Origin of the sequence: Streptomyces sp. NTH33, assembly GCF_003236365.1 — a bacterium.
Taxonomy (GTDB): domain Bacteria; phylum Actinomycetota; class Actinomycetes; order Streptomycetales; family Streptomycetaceae; genus Streptomyces.
Genome location: NZ_POTZ01000127.1, coordinates 1 through 15,540, shown reverse-complemented (window position 1 = coordinate 15,540; position 15,540 = coordinate 1). Strand labels below are relative to the sequence as shown.

Sequence of the window (15,540 nt, the reverse complement as noted above, 5' to 3'; positions counted from 1 at the left end):
GGGCCGGACTGAGGCGTCCTGCTGGGCTGCGTGCGTCAGGCGCTCGGCTCGGGCAGCTCGCGGTGGTTGTTCGCGAGCCGGTCTCCGATGTCCCGCAGCCCCGCGAGGTCGTGCACATCGCCGGGCAGCGCGGCCACTTCGGCCACCGCGACCTCGGGGTGCAGGGCGGTGAAGCGGTCACGCGTGCGCTGCTCGCGGAAGAGCAGTTGCACGCGCTCGGCGTGCAGCCTCAGCAGGCCCGCGGTGACCTGGTCGACGGACGGGTCCGGGTCAGGGGCGTCAACGCATGCGGGTGCGTCGGTGTCGGTGGGTGCGTCGGTGGGCACGTCGGTGTCGGCGAGCGTCGCACCGGGGTCGGGACGAGAAGCGGGAGAGTCTGAACTTCCGTACGTGTCGGGAGAGTTACGAAGTGCTTTCCCGTCCCCCTGATCCACAATGCGGGACTCCTCAAGATTTTCCGCGGCGGCCAGCGCCCGCTCGGCCGACAGGTGGCCGGCGCCACTGCCGTGCACCCGGTTGAGCACCAGGCCGGCGAGGGGCATCTTCTCCGCGGCCAGTCGCTCCACGAAGTACGCGGCCTCGCGCAGCGCGTCGCGCTCCGGGGCCGCGACCACCAGGAACGCCGTCCCGGGCGCCTGCAGCAGCTTGTACGTGGCGTCCGCGCGTGTGCGGAAGCCGCCGAAGGTGGTGTCCATCGCGGCCACGAACGTCTGGACGTCCTTGAGCAGCTGACCACCCAGCAGCTTGCCGAGCGTGCCGGTCATCATCGTCATCCCGACGTTCAGGAACTTCATCCCCGCGCGCCCGCCCAGCTTCGCCGGGGCCGTCAGCAGCCGGATCAGCCGGCCGTCGAGGAAGGAGCCGAGCCGCTTGGGGGCGTCCAGGAAGTCCAGCGCGGAGCGGGACGGCGGAGTGTCGACGACGATGAGGTCCCACTCGTCCTTGGCCCGCAGCTGGCCCAGCTTCTCCATGGCCATGTACTCCTGCGTACCCGCGAAACCCGCGGAGAGCGACTGGTAGAAGGGGTTGGCCAGGATCGCGGCCGCCCGCTCGGGGTCCGCGTGCGCCTCGACGACCTCGTCGAAGGTGCGCTTCATGTCGAGCATCATGGCGTGCAGCTCGCCGCCCGCCCGTCGTCCGCCACCACCCTCGACCGAATCGCTGCGAGATCCCCCTCCTCGGTCCTCCGTGCCCTTCACCCGGCGCGGAACGTTGTCGAGCGAGTCGATGCCCATGGACTGGGCGAGCCGGCGGGCCGGGTCGATGGTCAGGACGACCACCTTGCGGCCCCGTTCGGCGGCGCGCAGGCCGAGGGCGGCGGCGGTGGTCGTCTTGCCGACCCCGCCCGAGCCGCAGCACACCACGATCCGGGTCTTCGGGTCGTCGAGCAGCGGGTCGATGTCGAGCAAGCGCGTGGGTGCGAGGCGACGGGCGCTCTCGTGCGCGCGTGGGCCGTCGTGCGTACGGGACGCCTCACGCGCGTGTGACGTCTCCTGCGCCTGTTCCTGTGCCGGGTCCGGGTTCATGACATCCCCTGCTTCCGCAGCTCGGTCGCCAGTTCGTACAGGCCCGCCAGGTCCATGCCCTCGGCGAGCAGCGGCAGTTCGTGCAGTGGCAGACCCAGCTCGCCCAGCACGGACCGTTGTTCCTCCTCCAGCATGTACCGCTCGGCGTACTCCTCGGCCTGTTCCAGCAGAGGCTCCACCAGCCGCTCGGCGTTCCCGCCGCGCCGCGCGCCGCCGAGTCCGGCGGAGGACAGCGACCGGGCGAGGGCGGCACGCGGAACGGTCCGTACGAGTTCCAGGTCTCCCGCGTCCAACACCTGCGGACGCACCATGTTGACGACGACCCGGCCCACCGGCAGCCGGGCGGCGCGCAGTTCGGCGATGCCGTCGACCGTCTCCTGGACGGGCATCTCCTCCAGCAGCGTCACCAGGTGCACGGCCGTCTCGGCCGACTTCAGCACCCGCATCACCGCCTGCGCCTGATTGTGTATCGGGCCGATCTTCGCCAGGCCCGCCACCTCGTCGTTGACGTTGAGGAAGCGGGTGATGCGCCCGGTGGGCGGCGCGTCCATGACGACGTAGTCGTAGACGAACCGTCCGTCGCGGTCCTTGCGCCGTACCGCCTCGCACGCCTTGCCGGTCAGCAGGACGTCCCTGAGGCCGGGCGCGACGGTGGTGGCGAAGTCGATGGCGCCGAGCTTCTTCAGGGCCCGGCCGGCGCTGCCCAGCTTGTAGAACATCTGGAGGTAGTCCAGCAGTGCCTGTTCGGGGTCGATGGCGAGCGCGTACACCTCCCCGCCCCCGGGAGCGACCGCGATCTTCCGTTCTTCATAGGGCAGCGCCTCCGTTTCGAAGAGTTGTGCGATGCCCTGCCGGCCCTCGACCTCGACGAGGAGCGTCCGCTTCCCCGCCGTGGCCAGGGCCAGCGCGAGAGCGGCGGCGACCGTCGTCTTTCCGGTCCCGCCCTTGCCGCTGACGACCTGGAGCCTGCTCACGCCTTCGAGCCTAACCAGTCCGCGCTCCTCGCACGCGGGAGGCTGTGGACAACCGTTGTCGTGGTCGGCCGCGTGACCGGTGTACGACAGGAGCTACAGTCGGCCCATGACCAAGTGGGAATACGCAACCGTGCCGCTGCTCGTCCATGCCACGAAGCAGATTCTGGACACCTGGGGCGAGGACGGCTGGGAGCTCGTCCAGGTCGTGCCCGGACCGAACCCGGAGCAGCTGGTGGCCTACCTGAAGCGGGAGAAGCAGGGATGAGCGCGGTCGAGACGAAGCTGGCCGAGCTGAGCCTGACGCTGCCGGAGGTCGTGCCGCCGCTGGCCGCCTACCAGCCGGCCGTGCGCTCCGGCGTGTACGTCTACACCGCCGGCCAGCTGCCGATGGTGGACGGCAAGCTGGCGGTCACCGGCAAGGTCGGCCACGAGGTCACCCCGGAGGAGGCCAAGGACCTGGCACGCGTCTGCGCGCTGAACGCCCTCGCCGCCGTCAAGTCCGTCGCGGGCGACCTGGACCGCATCGCGCGCGTGGTGAAGGTCGTGGGCTTCGTCGCCTCCGCCTCGGACTTCACCGGCCAGCCGGGTGTCGTCAACGGCGCCAGCGAGCTGCTGGCCGAGGTTCTCGGCGACAAGGGCGTGCACGCGCGCAGTGCGGTCGGTGTAGCGGTGCTGCCGCTGGACGCGCCCGTGGAGGTGGAGATCCAGGTCGAGCTGGAGCCGTAGGCTCTGACGCCAGGACCGCCAGGACCGCCAGGACCGCCAGGACCGCCAGGACCGCCAGGACCGCCAGGACCGCCAGGACCGCCAGGACCGCCAGGACCGCCAGGACCTGGAACAGGCTCTGACCTCGGGCCCCTCTCGAACATTCGCCCACCAAGGGATAGCCTCCGCCCATGGCGAATGGGCAGTGGTTTCCCCCGGACTGGCCGGAACGCATCCGCGCGCTCGCGGACGGCACCCTCACCCCGGTCACACCGAAGCGCGCGGCCACCGTGATGCTCCTGAAGGACACCGACGCCGGTCCCGCCGTGCACATGCTGCGCAGACGCGCCTCCATGGCCTTCGCCGGAGGCGCGTACGCGTACCCAGGTGGTGGTGTCGACCCCCGCGACGACGACCACCTGGTCCGCTGGGCGGGCCCCACGCGCGCGTGGTGGGCCGGCCGGCTCGGCGTCGACGAGAGCGCGGCCCAGGCGATCGTCTGCGCGGCCGTCCGGGAGACGTACGAGGAGGCCGGCGTCCTGCTCGCCGGGCCCGACGCCGACTCGGTCGTCGGCGACACCACGGGCGCGGACTGGGAGGCCGACCGTGCCGCCCTGGTCGCCCGTGAGCTGTCCTTCGCAGACTTCCTGGACCGCCGGGGCCTGGTGCTGCGCTCGGACCTGCTGGGCGCCTGGACGCGCTGGATCACCCCGGAGTTCGAGGCCCGCCGCTACGACACCTGGTTCTTCGTGGCCGCGCTCCCCGAGGGCCAGCGCACCCGGAACGTCTCCACGGAGGCCGACCGTACGGTGTGGATCCGCCCCGAGGACGCGGCGGCCGCGTACGACAAGGGCGAGCTGCTGATGATGCCGCCCACCATCGCCACCTTGCGCCAGCTGGTCCCCTGCGGCAGCCCGGCCGAGGCGCTCACGGCCGCGCGGGAACGCGACCTGGCCCCCGTCCTCGCGCAGGCCCGCCTGGTGGGCGACGAGGTCGTCCTGTCCTGGCCGGGCCACGACGAGTTCACCCAGCACATCCCGAACGGGGCGGCTCCCGCGTGAGCCGCGGCTTCCGTACGGCAGACGTCCAGGAAGGTCACCTCGCATGACGGACGCAGCAACGCTCCCCGGACAGCCCCGGGGCGGCGTCCTCACCGGTCCCGCCACCGCGCGGGCCGTCAACGTCCTCGCGCCCAACGCGTCCCCCATGACCCTGGACGGCACCAACACCTGGATCGTCTCGGAGCCGGACTCCGACCTGGCCGTGGTGATCGACCCGGGGCCACTGGACGAGGGCCATCTGACCAACGTGGTCGACATGGCGGAGAAGGCGGGCAAGCGCGTCGCGCTGACCCTGCTGACGCACGGCCACCCCGACCACGCGGAGGGCGCCGCCCGCTTCGCCGAGCTGACCCGCACGCACGTGCGTGCACTCGATCCGGCCCTGCGGCTGGGTGACGAGGGCCTGGGCGCCGGGGACGTGATCAAGGTGGGCGGCCTGGAGCTGAGAGTCGTACCGACCCCCGGGCACACCGCCGACTCCTTCTGCTTCCACCTCCCGGCCGACCGGGCGGTCCTCACCGGCGACACGATCCTGGGCCGCGGCACGACGGTCGTGGCGCACCCCGACGGCCGCCTGGGCGACTACCTGGACTCCCTGCGGCGCCTGAGGTCCCTCACGGTCGACGACGGCGTGCATACGGTCCTGCCGGGCCACGGCCCCGTCCTGGAGGACGCCCAGGGCGCCGTCGAGTACTACCTCGCCCACCGCGCCCACCGGCTCGCCCAGATCGAAACGGCCGTCGAGAACGGCCACCGCACCCCGTCCCAGGTCGTCGCCCACGTGTACGCCGACGTGGACCGCGCCCTGTGGCCGGCCGCGGAGCTGTCGGTACGGGCCCAGCTGGACTACCTGGAGGAGCACGGGCTCATCCAGTGACGGGCGAACAGTGACGGGCGAACGCGAACGGGCCCCGTCCCACCGGGGAGGGGCCCGTCGGAGTACGCCGTACGGCCGTCGTCAGCGCGAGCGCTTCGCGAGGCGCTCCACGTCCAGCAGGATCACCGCGCGGGCCTCCAGACGGAGCCAGCCGCGCTGGGCGAAGTCGGCCAGGGCCTTGTTCACGGTCTCGCGGGAGGCGCCGACCAGCTGGGCCAGCTCCTCCTGGGTGAGGTCGTGGACGACGTGGATGCCCTCCTCGGACTGCACGCCGAAGCGGCGGGAGAGGTCCAGCAGGGCGCGGGCGACACGGCCCGGCACATCGGAGAAGACCAGGTCGGACATCTGGTCGTTGGTCTTGCGCAGGCGCCGGGCGACGGCGCGCAGCAGGGCGCCGGCCACCTCGGGCCGCGCGTTCAGCCAGGGCTGGAGGTCGCCGTGGCCGAGGGCGAGCAGCTTGACCTCGGTCAGCGCGGTCGCGGTCGCGGTGCGCGGGCCCGGGTCGAACAGCGACAGTTCGCCGATGAGCTCGCCGGGGCCCACCACGGCCAGCATGTTCTCGCGGCCGTCCGGGGAGGTGCGGTGCAGCTTGACCTTGCCTTCGGTGACCACGTAGAGACGGTCGCCCGGGTCACCCTCGTGGAACAACGAGTCGCCCCGTGCGAGGGTCACCTCCGTCATGGAGGCGCGGAGCTCCGCGGCCTGCTCGTCGTCGAGCGCCGCGAAGAGCGGATTGCGCCGCAGAACGTCGTCCACGAGTTCTCTCCTTGTCGACCTGCTCAGGGGATCTTGCTCCCCCGTGTGCCAGGGGTCCGTGTTCCCCATTTTGCCGGACGTTCCAAACAGTGTGATCTGTCACAAGGATGCCGCACAGATGTCCTGGGGTACGCGACAGGGGTCCGATCGGGGCCCGATCCTCGGGCTCCGGAGCGGATGTCGGTGCCGGGCTCTAGGCTGGCCGGGTGTCCAAGTCGCCGGTGAGAACACAGGTCGAGGGGGCTGCGCGGGTGGTTGCACGTCAGGATTCCGCCTTGGGCGAACAAGAGCCCGACGATGGAACAAACATGGCAAAAGCGGCGAAAAGGGCGCACGCCGGGAAGGCGGCACCCGTGAGGAAGACGGCCTCCGCCAAGAAGACCGCGGCCGCGAAGGCACCCGCCAGGGCCGGTGCGGGGAAGCCTCCCGCCAAAACCACCGCGAAGGACGCCCCCGTGAGGAAGGCCGCGCCTCCCAAGAAGGTGACCGTCGCGCCGAAGAAGGCCACCGCCGCCGTCAAGAGGGCTTCCCCCGCGAGGACCGTCGCCCCGAAGCCGCCGAGGAACGAGTCGCGCACCGCCCTCGTCCGCCGCGCCCGCCGCATCAACCGCGAGCTCGCCGAGGTGTACCCCTACGCCCACCCCGAACTGGACTTCGAGAACCCCTTCCAGCTGCTGGTCGCCACGGTCCTGTCCGCCCAGACCACGGACCTGAGGGTCAACCAGACGACACCGGCGCTGTTCGCCAGGTACCCCACCCCGGAGGACCTCGCCGCCGCCGACCCCGAGGAGGTCGAGGGGATCCTGCGGCCCACCGGCTTCTTCCGGGCCAAGACCAAGTCGGTCATGGGCCTGTCCAAGGTGCTGGCGGAGGAGTTCGGCGGTGAGGTCCCGGGCCGGCTCGAGGACCTCGTCAAGCTGCCCGGCGTCGGCCGCAAGACCGCCTTCGTGGTGCTCGGCAACGCCTTCGGCCGCCCCGGCATCACCGTGGACACGCACTTCCAGCGGCTGGTGCGGCGCTGGCAGTGGACCGAGGAGACCGACCCCGACAAGATCGAGGCCGCCGTCGGCGCGCTCTTCCCCAAGAGCGACTGGACGATGCTCTCGCACCACGTGATCTTCCACGGCCGCCGCATCTGCCACGCCCGAAAGCCCGCGTGCGGCGCCTGCCCGATCGCCCCGCTCTGCCCGGCCTACGGGGAGGGCGAGACGGACCCGGAGAAGGCGAAGAAACTGCTGAAGTACGAGAAGGGCGGCTTCCCGGGCCAGCGCCTCAAGCCCCCGCAGTCCTACCTGGACGCGGGCGGCAGGCCGGCACCGCCACTGGGGGCGGGATGACGCCGGCGGGGCCCGCGCGGACCCGCGGCGGGCGGAACGATCCCGGTGGCCTCGGGCGTTGGACACGGCAGGACGGCGGCAGGACGACGGCAGCGACGGCAGGACGACGGCAGCGACGGCAGGACGACGGCGACGGGGGCGGCGATGACGCGGGCGAGTGAGACGGTGAGCGGCACGCAGGACGGTTCCGTGGCGCTCAGCGCGGAGGGGCTGCCGGGCTGGCTGCGGCCGGTCGTACGGGTCGCCGAGACGGTCCGGCCCGTCCAGCTGAGCCGCTTCCTGCCGCCGGAGAACGGCGCGGGGCGCCAGTCCGCCGTCCTGATCCTCTTCGGGCAGGGCGAGTGCGGACCCGAACTGCTGCTCATGGAGCGTGCGAGCTCCCTGCGCTCGCACGCCGGCCAGCCGTCCTTCCCCGGCGGGGCCCTCGACCCGGAGGACGGCGACCCGCAGGGCGAGGGCCCGCTGCGGGCCGCGCTGCGCGAGGCCGAGGAGGAGACCGGGCTCGATCCGAGCGGCGTCCAGCTGTTCGGCGCGCTGCCCCGGCTGTACATCCCGGTCAGCGGATTCGTCGTCACACCCGTGCTCGGCTGGTGGCGCGAGCCCAGCCCGGTCGGCGTCGTCGACCCGGCGGAGACCGCCCGCGTCTTCACCGTCCCCGTGGCGGATCTCACCAACCCGGACAACCGGGCCACCACCGTCCACCCCAGCGGCCACCGGGGCCCGGCATTCCTGGTCGAATCGGCCCTGGTGTGGGGGTTCACCGCCGGAGTCATCGACCGTCTGCTCCACTACGCCGGCTGGGAGCGGCCCTGGGACCGTGCCAGGCAGGTCCCGCTCGACTGGCGATCATGACAGGGTGGGCACCGCAGCCGGGACCCCGGCCGGCCTGTGACGATCGGAACATGATGAGGCGAGGCTCGACGCGGTGAACGTGCTGGACATCCTGCTGCTGATCGCCGCCGCGTGGTTCGCGGTCGTGGGCTTCCGCCAGGGATTCGTCGTCGGCGTCCTGTCGGTGATCGGCTTCCTGGGCGGCGGCCTCGTCGCCGTGTACGCGCTGCCGGTCGTCTGGGACGCCCTGACGGACAACACGCCCGTCAGCACCGCCGCGGCGGCCGTCGCGGTCATCGTCGTGATCGTCTGCGCCTCGGTCGGCCAGGCCCTGACCACGCACCTCGGCAGCAAGCTGCGGGTCTACATCACCTGGTCCCCGGCCCGCGCCCTGGACGCCACCGGCGGCGTCCTGGTCAACGTCGCCGCCCTGCTCTTCGTCGCCTGGCTGATCGGCTCGCTCCTGGGCGCCACGACGATACCGACCATCGGCAAGGAGGTCCGCACCTCCAAGGTGCTCATCGGAATCTCCGACGTGCTGCCCGACGAGGCCGACAACTGGTTCGCGCACTTCACCTCGACCCTCGCGCAGAACGGCTTCCCGCAGGTCTTCAGCCCGTTCACCGACGAGCCCATCACCGACGTACGGCCCCCGGACCCGGCCCTGGCCGACAGCGCCGTCGCCCTGCGCGCCAAGCGGTCCGTGGTCAAGGTCATGGGCACCGCGCGCAGCTGCAGCAAGGTCCTGGAGGGCACCGGCTTCGTCTTCGGGGAACGCCGCGTCATGACCAACGCGCACGTCGTCGGCGGCGTCGACGAGCCCACCGTTCAGATAGGCGGCGAGGGCAGGAAGTACGACGCCACCGTCGTCCTGTACGACTGGCGCCGCGACATCGCCGTGCTCGACGTGCCGGACCTCAAGGCGCCCGTCCTGAAGCTCACGGACACGGACGCGCACAGCGGCGACAGCGCCATCGTCGCCGGCTTCCCGGAGAACGGGCCGTACGACGTCCGCGCCGCGCGGGTACGCGGGCGCATCGCGGCCAACGGCCCGGACATCTACCACCGCGGCACCATTCGCCGTGACGTCTACTCGCTGTACGCGACCGTCCGTCAGGGCAACTCCGGCGGCCCGCTGCTCACGCCCGACGGCAAGGTGTACGGCGTGGTGTTCGCCAAGTCCCTCGACGACGCCGACACCGGTTACGCACTCACGGTGGACGAGATCCGGCAGGACATCGCCCGGGGGCGTACCGCGAATCAGCAGGTGAGCAGCGACAAGTGCGCGCTGTAGGCCGGGTGGACCCGTAACGGGTCAGCCGCGTGGGTGACGCAGGCGCACCGACACCCAGCGGGCGCGGCGGCGCAGGATGCGTGGAATGCCCACCCGGGGGTCCGTGCTCGCCAGTTGCGGGGCATCCCGATGCGGGGAGCCCGGACCGCTCGCCGAACGGCGGGTGCGTGCTACGTCACTGTAGTCGTGCGTCCAGCCCATACCCCGTCCTCTGCCCCCGCCTCAAGGTCGATAACCGCCCGAGGGTGCCCCAATTGGCCTATGCACCGGGCACATGGCCGTTCGCAGGACAGGTGTTCCCGTTCGGATACCGGGCGCAGTGGCCGGGTCACCGATCGGGCTCGGGATCCTTCAGCCAGTTGACCAGTTCGGCCGAGAAGGTCACCGGATCCTCCTCGTGCGGGAAGTGTCCGAGACCGTCGAACAGGCGCCAGCGGTACGGCGCCTCGACGTACTCGCCCGATCCGGCCGCGCTGCGGGTGCGCTGGACGGGGTCGAGGGAGCCGTGCAGATGCAGCGTCGGGACGCGTACGGGCCGTTTCATCCGGCGGTAGAACTGGATGCCGTCGGGTCGGCCCAGGGAGCGCACCAGCCAGCGGTACGGCTCGATCGAGCAGTGGGCGGTGGAGGGGATGCACATGGCGCGGCGGTACGTCTCCACCGCCTCGTCGTCCGGCAGCCGCGGCCCCGACCAGTCCCGTACCAGACGGGCCACCAGGGCGCCGTCGTCCGCGGTGAGCTGCCGCTCGGGGATCCAGGGCCGCTGGAACCCCCAGATGTACGAACTCGCCGCCGTCTGCCGGACGTCCGCGAGCATCGCCGAGCGCCAGCGCCGCGGGTGCGGCATCGAGACGACCGCGAGCCGCCGTACGAGCTTGGGGCGCATCGCGGCAGCCGTCCACGCCAGATAGCCGCCGAGGTCGTGGCCGACCAGCGCGGCGTCCGGCTCGCCGAGCGAGCGGACCACACCGGTGATGTCGAGGGCGAGGTTGGCCGGGTCGTAGCCGCGGGGCGTGCGGTCGCTGCCGCCCACGCCTCGCAGGTCCATCGCCACGGCGCGGAAGCCCGCGTCGGCGAGGGCGGTCAACTGGTGCCGCCAGGTCCACCAGAACTGCGGGAAGCCGTGCAGCAGCAGGACCAGCGGCCCCTCGCCGAGTTCGGCGATGTGGAAGCGGGCGCCGTTGGCGGCGACGTCCCGGTGCGTCACCTTTCTGCCGCCGGGCACGTCGATCCGTACGACCGACGTCGATGGGGCCGAAGGGGTGGCGGGTTCCGTCATGAGGACGAGCGTGCCACAGCCTCGATGGCCGCGGGGGAGCGGTCCTCGAGGGCGGGCGGCGCGGGACGCGGGTGCGGCTTGGCCTTCTGCAGCACGCCGGCCGTCTCCTTCATGGACGCGGCGACCTTCTGCGGGCCCTTGCTCTTCTGGGCCTTTTTCATGAACACCCGGCCGATCAGCGCCAGTACGCCGGCGACCAGGACGTTGGCGAGGAAGGACAGCAGGAAGCACAGGGCGAGGTTCCAGCCGCTCCAGGTCCGGATGCCGTACGCCAGGGCGAAGTTGAGCATGGGCAGGGAGAACAGCAGGATCGCGCCCGCCACGGCGAGCAGGCTGCCGCTGGCCGCACCGCGCTTGGCGTCCTGCCTCAGCTGGGCCTTGGCCAGCGCGATCTCGTCGTGCACCAGCGCCGACAATTCGGTGGTCGCCGAGGCGAACAGCTGGCCGATGCTGCGTTCGGCGCCGACCGGGCTGCCGTCGGGTGCGCTCATCGCGGTCTCCCTTTCCTGCCTGACCGAGAACGGTCCTGTCTTTTGTACCGTCCCGTCAGATCATGCCGGACTGTCGTTCTCCTCGCCTGCCCCGCCCGGTACTTCGGCAAGCCGTCCGGCCCGTTCCGCCTCCTTGAGCTCGGCGAGCCGGCGGTGCTCGGCGGCCTTGTGCTCCAGGATCTCGGCCATACGCAGGTGGTACGCCGGGTCGTCCTGCTCGTAGACGTCCGGGATGCCGTCCAGGTCCTCGTCCCGCTCCTCGGCCTCGTACAGCCGGCGGTACCGGGCGTTGCGTATCTTCAGCAGGACGGTCGCCAGGACAGTCGCGATGAGGGAGCCGGTGAGGACGGCGGCCTTGACCTCGTCGGTGAGCACGGCGTCGCCGTCGAAGGCCAGTTCGCCGATCAGCAGGGACACGGTGAAGCCGATCCCGGCGAGCGTGGCCACCGCGAACACGTCGGCCCAGGCCAGGTCCTCGCTGAGCGAGGCCCTGGTGAAGCGGGCGGTGAGCCAGGTCCCGCCGAAGATGCCGAGCATCTTGCCGACGACGAGTCCGAGGACGACACCGAGGGTCTCGGGCTTGGTGAACACGTCCGTCAGCGCCCCGCCCGAGACGGAGACGCCCGCGCTGAACAGGGCGAACAGCGGCACGGCGAGACCCGCCGACAGGGGCCGTACGATGTGCTCGATGTGCTCGCCGGGGGAGGTCTCCTCGCCCTCGCGGGGGGTGCAGCGCAGCATCAGGCCCATCGCGACGCCCGCGATGGTGGCGTGCACGCCGCTGTTGTACATCAGCGCCCAGATCACCAGGGCGAGCGGGATGTACACGTACCAGCCGCGCACGCCCTTGCGCAGCAGCAGCCAGAAGACGGCCAGGCCGGCCGCCGCTCCGGCGAGGGCGGCGAAGTTCAGGTGGCTGGTGAAGAAGACGGCGATGATCAGGATCGCGAACAGGTCGTCCACGACGGCGAGCGTCAGCAGGAAGGCGCGCAGGGCGCTGGGCAGGGACGTCCCGATGACCGCGAGCACGGCGAGCGCGAAGGCGATGTCGGTCGCGGTCGGCACCGCCCAGCCGCCGAGCGAACCGCCTCCCGTCAGGTTGGTCACCACGTAGACGACCGCGGGTACCGCCATGCCGCACAGCGCGGCGATCACCGGCAGGGCCGCGGCTCTGGGGTCCTTCAGGTCGCCTGCCACCAGTTCGCGCTTGAGCTCGACCCCGGCGACGAAGAAGAAGATCGCGAGCAGTCCGTCGGCGGCCCAGTGCGCCACGGAGAGGTTCAGGCCGAGGGAGGCGGGTCCGAGATGGAAGTGACTGACGCTCTCGTAGCCGGCGCGCAGCGTGGGGATGTTCGCCCAGAGGAGGGCGGCGACCGCGGCGAGGAGCAGCAGCATGCCGCCGACGGTCTCGGTGCGCAGGGCGTCCGCGACGAAGTTCCGCTCGGGCAGGGACAGACGTCCCAGGAACTTGCGTGCGGACTTGGTGCGGGGCGCGGTCACGGAAACCTCCGGTCAGTGGGCAGGACGGAACACATGCCGACCAGACTTCCCGGCGCACCTGAGGGGCTTTTCTGTTGTGTTGCTTTGCTTAGCTTACCTAAGGTGCGGCGGGCGGGCGCGGCATCTCCCCGGAGGGTGCGCGAAGGGGCACCCGGCGCGTGTGCCGCCGAGTGCCCCTCGTGGCCGTACTCAGTCCTCGCCCGGACCGTGCGCGGTTTCCGCTCGGTCCCCGCTCAGCCCGTGCTCGGCCCCTGCCCAGCCGTCCGTGCTCAGTCCTCGCTCGGCGTCGCGGGGAGCTTGGCCTGGATGAGGTCCATGACGGTGGAGTCGGTCAGCGTCGTGACGTCTCCGAGCTGCCGGTTCTCCGCCACGTCACGCAGCAGCCGGCGCATGATCTTCCCGGAGCGGGTCTTCGGCAGCTCCGCCACCGGCAGGATCCGCTTGGGCTTGGCGATCGGGCCGAGCGTCGAACCCACGTGGTCGCGCAACTCGCCGACCAGGGTCTCGGTCTCCGTGACCGTGCCACGCAGGATCACGAAGGCGACGATCGCCTGCCCGGTCGTCTCGTCCGTCGCGCCGACCACGGCCGCCTCGGCGACCGACGGGTGGGAGACGAGGGCGGACTCGACCTCGGTGGTGGAGATGTTGTGCCCGGAGACGAGCATCACGTCGTCGACGCGGCCGAGCAGCCAGATGTCGCCGTCGTCGTCCTTCTTGGCCCCGTCACCGGCGAAGTACTTGCCCTCGAAACGCGACCAGTAGGTGTCGATGAACCGCTGGTCGTCGCCCCAGATGGTGCGCAGCATCGACGGCCACGGCTCGGTGAGCACCAGGTAGCCACCGCCGCCGTCGGGCACCTCACGCGCCTCGTCGTCCACCACGGTGGCCGCGATGCCGGGCAGCGGCCGCTGGGCCGAGCCGGGCTTGGCCTCGGTCACGCCCGGCAGCGGGGAGATCATGATCGCGCCGGTCTCCGTCTGCCACCACGTGTCCACCACCGGGGTGCGGTCGCCGCCGATGTTCTTGCGGTACCAGATCCACGCCTCGGGGTTGATCGGCTCGCCGACCGAGCCGAGGACACGCAGGGAGGACAGGTCGAACTTCGCGGGGATCTCGTCGCCCCACTTCATGAACGTACGGATCGCGGTCGGCGCCGTGTAGAGGATCGTCACGCCGTACTTCTGCACGATCTCCCAGAAGCGGCCCTGGTGCGGGGTGTCGGGCGTGCCCTCGTACATCACCTGCGTCGCGCCGTTGGCCAGCGGTCCGTACACGATGTACGAGTGGCCGGTGACCCAGCCGACGTCGGCGGTGCACCAGAAGACGTCGGTCTCCGGCTTGAGGTCGAAGACGGCCCAGTGCGTGTATGCCACCTGCGTGAGGTAGCCGCCGGAGGTGTGCAGGATGCCCTTGGGCTTTCCGGTCGTGCCCGAGGTGTAGAGGATGAACAGCGGATGCTCCGCCTCGAATGCCTCCGGGGTGTGCTCGGCCTGCTGCCGCCCGACGAGCTCGTGCCACCACACGTCCCGGCCCTCGGTCCAGGCGACCTCCTGTCCGGTGCGGCGGACCACGACCACGTGGTCGACGTTGTCCACACGGCCGATCGCCTCGTCCACGGCCGGCTTGAGCGCGGAGGGCTTGCCACGCCGGTACCCGCCGTCGGCCGTGATCACGACCCTGGCGTCGGCGTCCTTGATGCGGGTGGCGAGCGCGTCCGAGGAGAAGCCGCCGAAGACCACGGAGTGCGTGGCGCCGATCCTGGCGCAGGCCAGCATGGCGACCGCAGTCTCCGGGATCATCGGCATGTAGATCGCCACCCGGTCGCCCTTCCGGACGCCCAGTTCGATCAGCGCGTTCGCGGCCTTGGAGACCTCGTCCTTGAGCTCGGCGTAGGTGATGGCGCGGCTGTCGCCGGGCTCGCCCTCGAAATGAATCGCGACGCGGTCGCCGTGCCCGGCCTCGACATGCCGGTCCACGCAGTTGTACGCCACGTTGAGCGTGCCGTCCTTGAACCACTTGGCGAACGGCGGGTTCGACCAGTCGAGCGTCTCGGTCGGCTCCTCGGCCCAGGTCAGCCGACGGGCCTGTTCGGCCCAGAAACCGAGCTTGTCGGCCTTGGCCCGTTCATACGCCTCTGCCGTGACGTTGGCGTTCGCGGCCAGGTCAGCGGGCGGCGCGAAACGTCGCTCCTCCTTCAGGAGGTTGGAGAGTGAAGAACGCTCGTTGTCTGCCATCGCATACCGTCCCAACTGGTTTAGACCATTTCGAGCCCGATTCTCCGAGCACCGAGGGTGCCGGTCAACCCTTCCCCCATCCTGGCACCCGCTCACTCACGGGTCACGGACAGTGGCCCTCGGGGGTTCACTCTCCCGAAGGGGACGTCACCCTGGGTGTTCATCTCGCTGCTTAGCGGCGGGCAGGCCTGCTGCCTGCGGGTCCTCCACCGTTCCTGCCCGGATGAAACACCTCCTCCCTGTCCGCATCCGTCAGCAGGTACGCCTGGGCCTCGCCCGCGTGGGAGTACCTTCCGTGCAGTTCCAGCCTCCCTTCCCGCAGGGTGCGGGCCACCGCGTCGTGGGCGTGCAGGTGGTCCAGCTGCTGGACGACGTTGGCCGGAGCCGGAGGCGGAGGCGAGTAGCGCCTGCATCGTTCCGCACTCCGAGTGGCCGCACACGGTGAGGGAGTGCACCCGAGCACGTCCACCGCGTACTCGACCGCGGCGGGGCCACCGAGTCGTCGCCGTCACGGCCCGCAGCGGGGCGCCGGTGGCCAGGGCGATGCCGAGGGACAGGGCGATGCCGAGGGACAGGGGCAGGGCGATCAGGAAGACCGTGATGGACGTCCTCGGGTCGGCGCCCGCGATGCGAAGGCGAGGCGGGTGCGGCGGCGGGCTGTGGGCGGATGGAAGC

The 15,540-nt window shown here is 71.2% G+C and carries 15 protein-coding genes and 1 pseudogene; 7 read left to right on the top strand and 9 right to left on the bottom strand.

Annotated features, from left to right (window positions below):
* Positions 1-35: 35 nt before the first annotated feature.
* Together C1I97_RS15020 and C1I97_RS15015 are read right to left on the bottom strand one after the other, a co-directional pair.
* Positions 36-1,526, bottom strand: coding sequence for an ArsA family ATPase (locus C1I97_RS15020; protein ID WP_111003718.1), 1,491 nt, complete (start codon positions 1,524-1,526; stop codon positions 36-38).
* Positions 1,523-2,500, bottom strand: coding sequence for an ArsA-related P-loop ATPase (locus C1I97_RS15015; RefSeq protein WP_111003717.1), 978 nt, complete (start codon positions 2,498-2,500; stop codon positions 1,523-1,525). Before C1I97_RS15015 ends, C1I97_RS15020 begins: the two co-directional genes overlap by 4 nt.
* Before the next feature lie 106 nt (positions 2,501-2,606).
* Between C1I97_RS15015 and C1I97_RS15010 the strand changes: the two genes are divergently transcribed.
* The 4 genes from C1I97_RS15010 (at position 2,607) to C1I97_RS14995 (ending at position 5,143) form a co-directional block, all read left to right on the top strand.
* Positions 2,607-2,765, top strand: coding sequence for a DUF4177 domain-containing protein (locus C1I97_RS15010; protein ID WP_073947089.1), 159 nt, complete (start codon positions 2,607-2,609; stop codon positions 2,763-2,765).
* Positions 2,762-3,226: a RidA family protein gene (locus tag C1I97_RS15005; RefSeq protein WP_111003716.1), complete on the top strand. Its 465-nt coding sequence runs from the start codon at positions 2,762-2,764 to the stop codon at positions 3,224-3,226. The genes C1I97_RS15010 and C1I97_RS15005 overlap by 4 nt, the downstream gene beginning before the upstream one ends.
* 170 nt (positions 3,227-3,396) lie before the next feature.
* Complete coding sequence (locus C1I97_RS15000) at positions 3,397-4,266, top strand: NUDIX hydrolase (protein ID WP_111003715.1); 870 nt, start codon at positions 3,397-3,399, stop codon at positions 4,264-4,266.
* A gap of 43 nt (positions 4,267-4,309) precedes the next feature.
* Positions 4,310-5,143: an MBL fold metallo-hydrolase gene (locus C1I97_RS14995; RefSeq protein ID WP_111003714.1), complete on the top strand. Its 834-nt coding sequence runs from the start codon at positions 4,310-4,312 to the stop codon at positions 5,141-5,143.
* A gap of 81 nt (positions 5,144-5,224) precedes the next feature.
* Here C1I97_RS14995 and C1I97_RS14990 read toward each other — a convergent pair whose 3' ends face one another.
* Positions 5,225-5,899, bottom strand: coding sequence for a Crp/Fnr family transcriptional regulator (locus tag C1I97_RS14990; RefSeq protein WP_073947085.1), 675 nt, complete (start codon positions 5,897-5,899; stop codon positions 5,225-5,227).
* Positions 5,900-6,207: 308 nt separating this feature from the next.
* On the opposite strand from C1I97_RS14990, the gene nth reads away from it, so the two are divergent.
* The 3 genes from nth (at position 6,208) to C1I97_RS14975 (ending at position 9,361) form a co-directional block, all read left to right on the top strand.
* A complete protein-coding gene (nth, locus tag C1I97_RS14985) occupies positions 6,208-7,236 on the top strand; it encodes an endonuclease III (RefSeq protein ID WP_111003713.1) in 1,029 nt (342 codons plus the stop codon).
* Positions 7,237-7,380: 144 nt separating this feature from the next.
* On the top strand, positions 7,381-8,088 hold the full coding sequence (locus C1I97_RS14980; protein ID WP_111003712.1) for an NUDIX hydrolase: 708 nt from the start codon (positions 7,381-7,383) through the stop codon (positions 8,086-8,088).
* 73 nt (positions 8,089-8,161) lie between these two features.
* On the top strand, positions 8,162-9,361 hold the full coding sequence (locus tag C1I97_RS14975; RefSeq protein WP_111003711.1) for a MarP family serine protease: 1,200 nt from the start codon (positions 8,162-8,164) through the stop codon (positions 9,359-9,361).
* A 21-nt stretch (positions 9,362-9,382) separates the two neighbouring features.
* Here the strand turns inward: C1I97_RS14975 and C1I97_RS41465 are convergent, their stop codons facing one another.
* The 6 genes and pseudogenes from C1I97_RS41465 to C1I97_RS41460 form a co-directional block, all read right to left on the bottom strand.
* On the bottom strand, positions 9,383-9,562 hold the full coding sequence (locus tag C1I97_RS41465) for a hypothetical protein (RefSeq protein ID WP_111003710.1): 180 nt from the start codon (positions 9,560-9,562) through the stop codon (positions 9,383-9,385).
* 127 nt (positions 9,563-9,689) lie between these two features.
* Positions 9,690-10,640, bottom strand: a complete 951-nt coding sequence (locus tag C1I97_RS14965) for an alpha/beta fold hydrolase (protein ID WP_111003709.1) — start codon at positions 10,638-10,640, stop codon at positions 9,690-9,692.
* Entirely contained in the window at positions 10,637-11,131 is a 495-nt protein-coding gene (locus C1I97_RS14960) for a phage holin family protein (protein ID WP_111003708.1), read from the bottom strand. Before C1I97_RS14960 ends, C1I97_RS14965 begins: the two co-directional genes overlap by 4 nt.
* Positions 11,132-11,191: 60 nt before the next feature.
* Complete coding sequence (gene nhaA / locus C1I97_RS14955; RefSeq protein ID WP_111003707.1) at positions 11,192-12,631, bottom strand: Na+/H+ antiporter NhaA; 1,440 nt, start codon at positions 12,629-12,631, stop codon at positions 11,192-11,194.
* 269 nt (positions 12,632-12,900) lie between these two features.
* Positions 12,901-14,865 carry an acetate--CoA ligase gene (gene acs / locus C1I97_RS14950; RefSeq protein ID WP_111003706.1) on the bottom strand — a complete coding sequence of 655 codons (1,965 nt, stop codon included), beginning with the start codon at positions 14,863-14,865 and terminating at the stop codon, positions 12,901-12,903.
* Positions 14,866-15,037: 172 nt separating this feature from the next.
* Positions 15,038-15,402 (bottom strand): annotated as a pseudogene (locus tag C1I97_RS41460) (carbonic anhydrase); the annotation flags it as partial.
* Positions 15,403-15,540 lie beyond the last annotated feature (138 nt).

What these genes read in the sequence shown, in the direction of transcription:
- C1I97_RS41465 (WP_111003710.1), bottom strand. Translation starts at nt 9,562, where the DNA reads ATGGGCTGGACGCACGACTACAGTGACGTAGCACGCACCCGCCGTTCG.
- C1I97_RS15020 (WP_111003718.1), bottom strand. Translation starts at nt 1,526, where the DNA reads ATGAACCCGGACCCGGCACAGGAACAGGCGCAGGAGACGTCACACGCG.
- C1I97_RS14965 (WP_111003709.1), bottom strand. Translation starts at nt 10,640, where the DNA reads ATGACGGAACCCGCCACCCCTTCGGCCCCATCGACGTCGGTCGTACGG.
- C1I97_RS14960 (WP_111003708.1), bottom strand. Translation starts at nt 11,131, where the DNA reads ATGAGCGCACCCGACGGCAGCCCGGTCGGCGCCGAACGCAGCATCGGC.
- C1I97_RS15010 (WP_073947089.1), top strand. Translation starts at nt 2,607, where the DNA reads ATGACCAAGTGGGAATACGCAACCGTGCCGCTGCTCGTCCATGCCACG.
- acs (WP_111003706.1), bottom strand. Translation starts at nt 14,865, where the DNA reads ATGGCAGACAACGAGCGTTCTTCACTCTCCAACCTCCTGAAGGAGGAG.
- nth (WP_111003713.1), top strand. Translation starts at nt 6,208, where the DNA reads ATGGCAAAAGCGGCGAAAAGGGCGCACGCCGGGAAGGCGGCACCCGTG.
- C1I97_RS15005 (WP_111003716.1), top strand. Translation starts at nt 2,762, where the DNA reads ATGAGCGCGGTCGAGACGAAGCTGGCCGAGCTGAGCCTGACGCTGCCG.
- C1I97_RS15000 (WP_111003715.1), top strand. Translation starts at nt 3,397, where the DNA reads ATGGCGAATGGGCAGTGGTTTCCCCCGGACTGGCCGGAACGCATCCGC.
- C1I97_RS14980 (WP_111003712.1), top strand. Translation starts at nt 7,381, where the DNA reads ATGACGCGGGCGAGTGAGACGGTGAGCGGCACGCAGGACGGTTCCGTG.
- C1I97_RS14995 (WP_111003714.1), top strand. Translation starts at nt 4,310, where the DNA reads ATGACGGACGCAGCAACGCTCCCCGGACAGCCCCGGGGCGGCGTCCTC.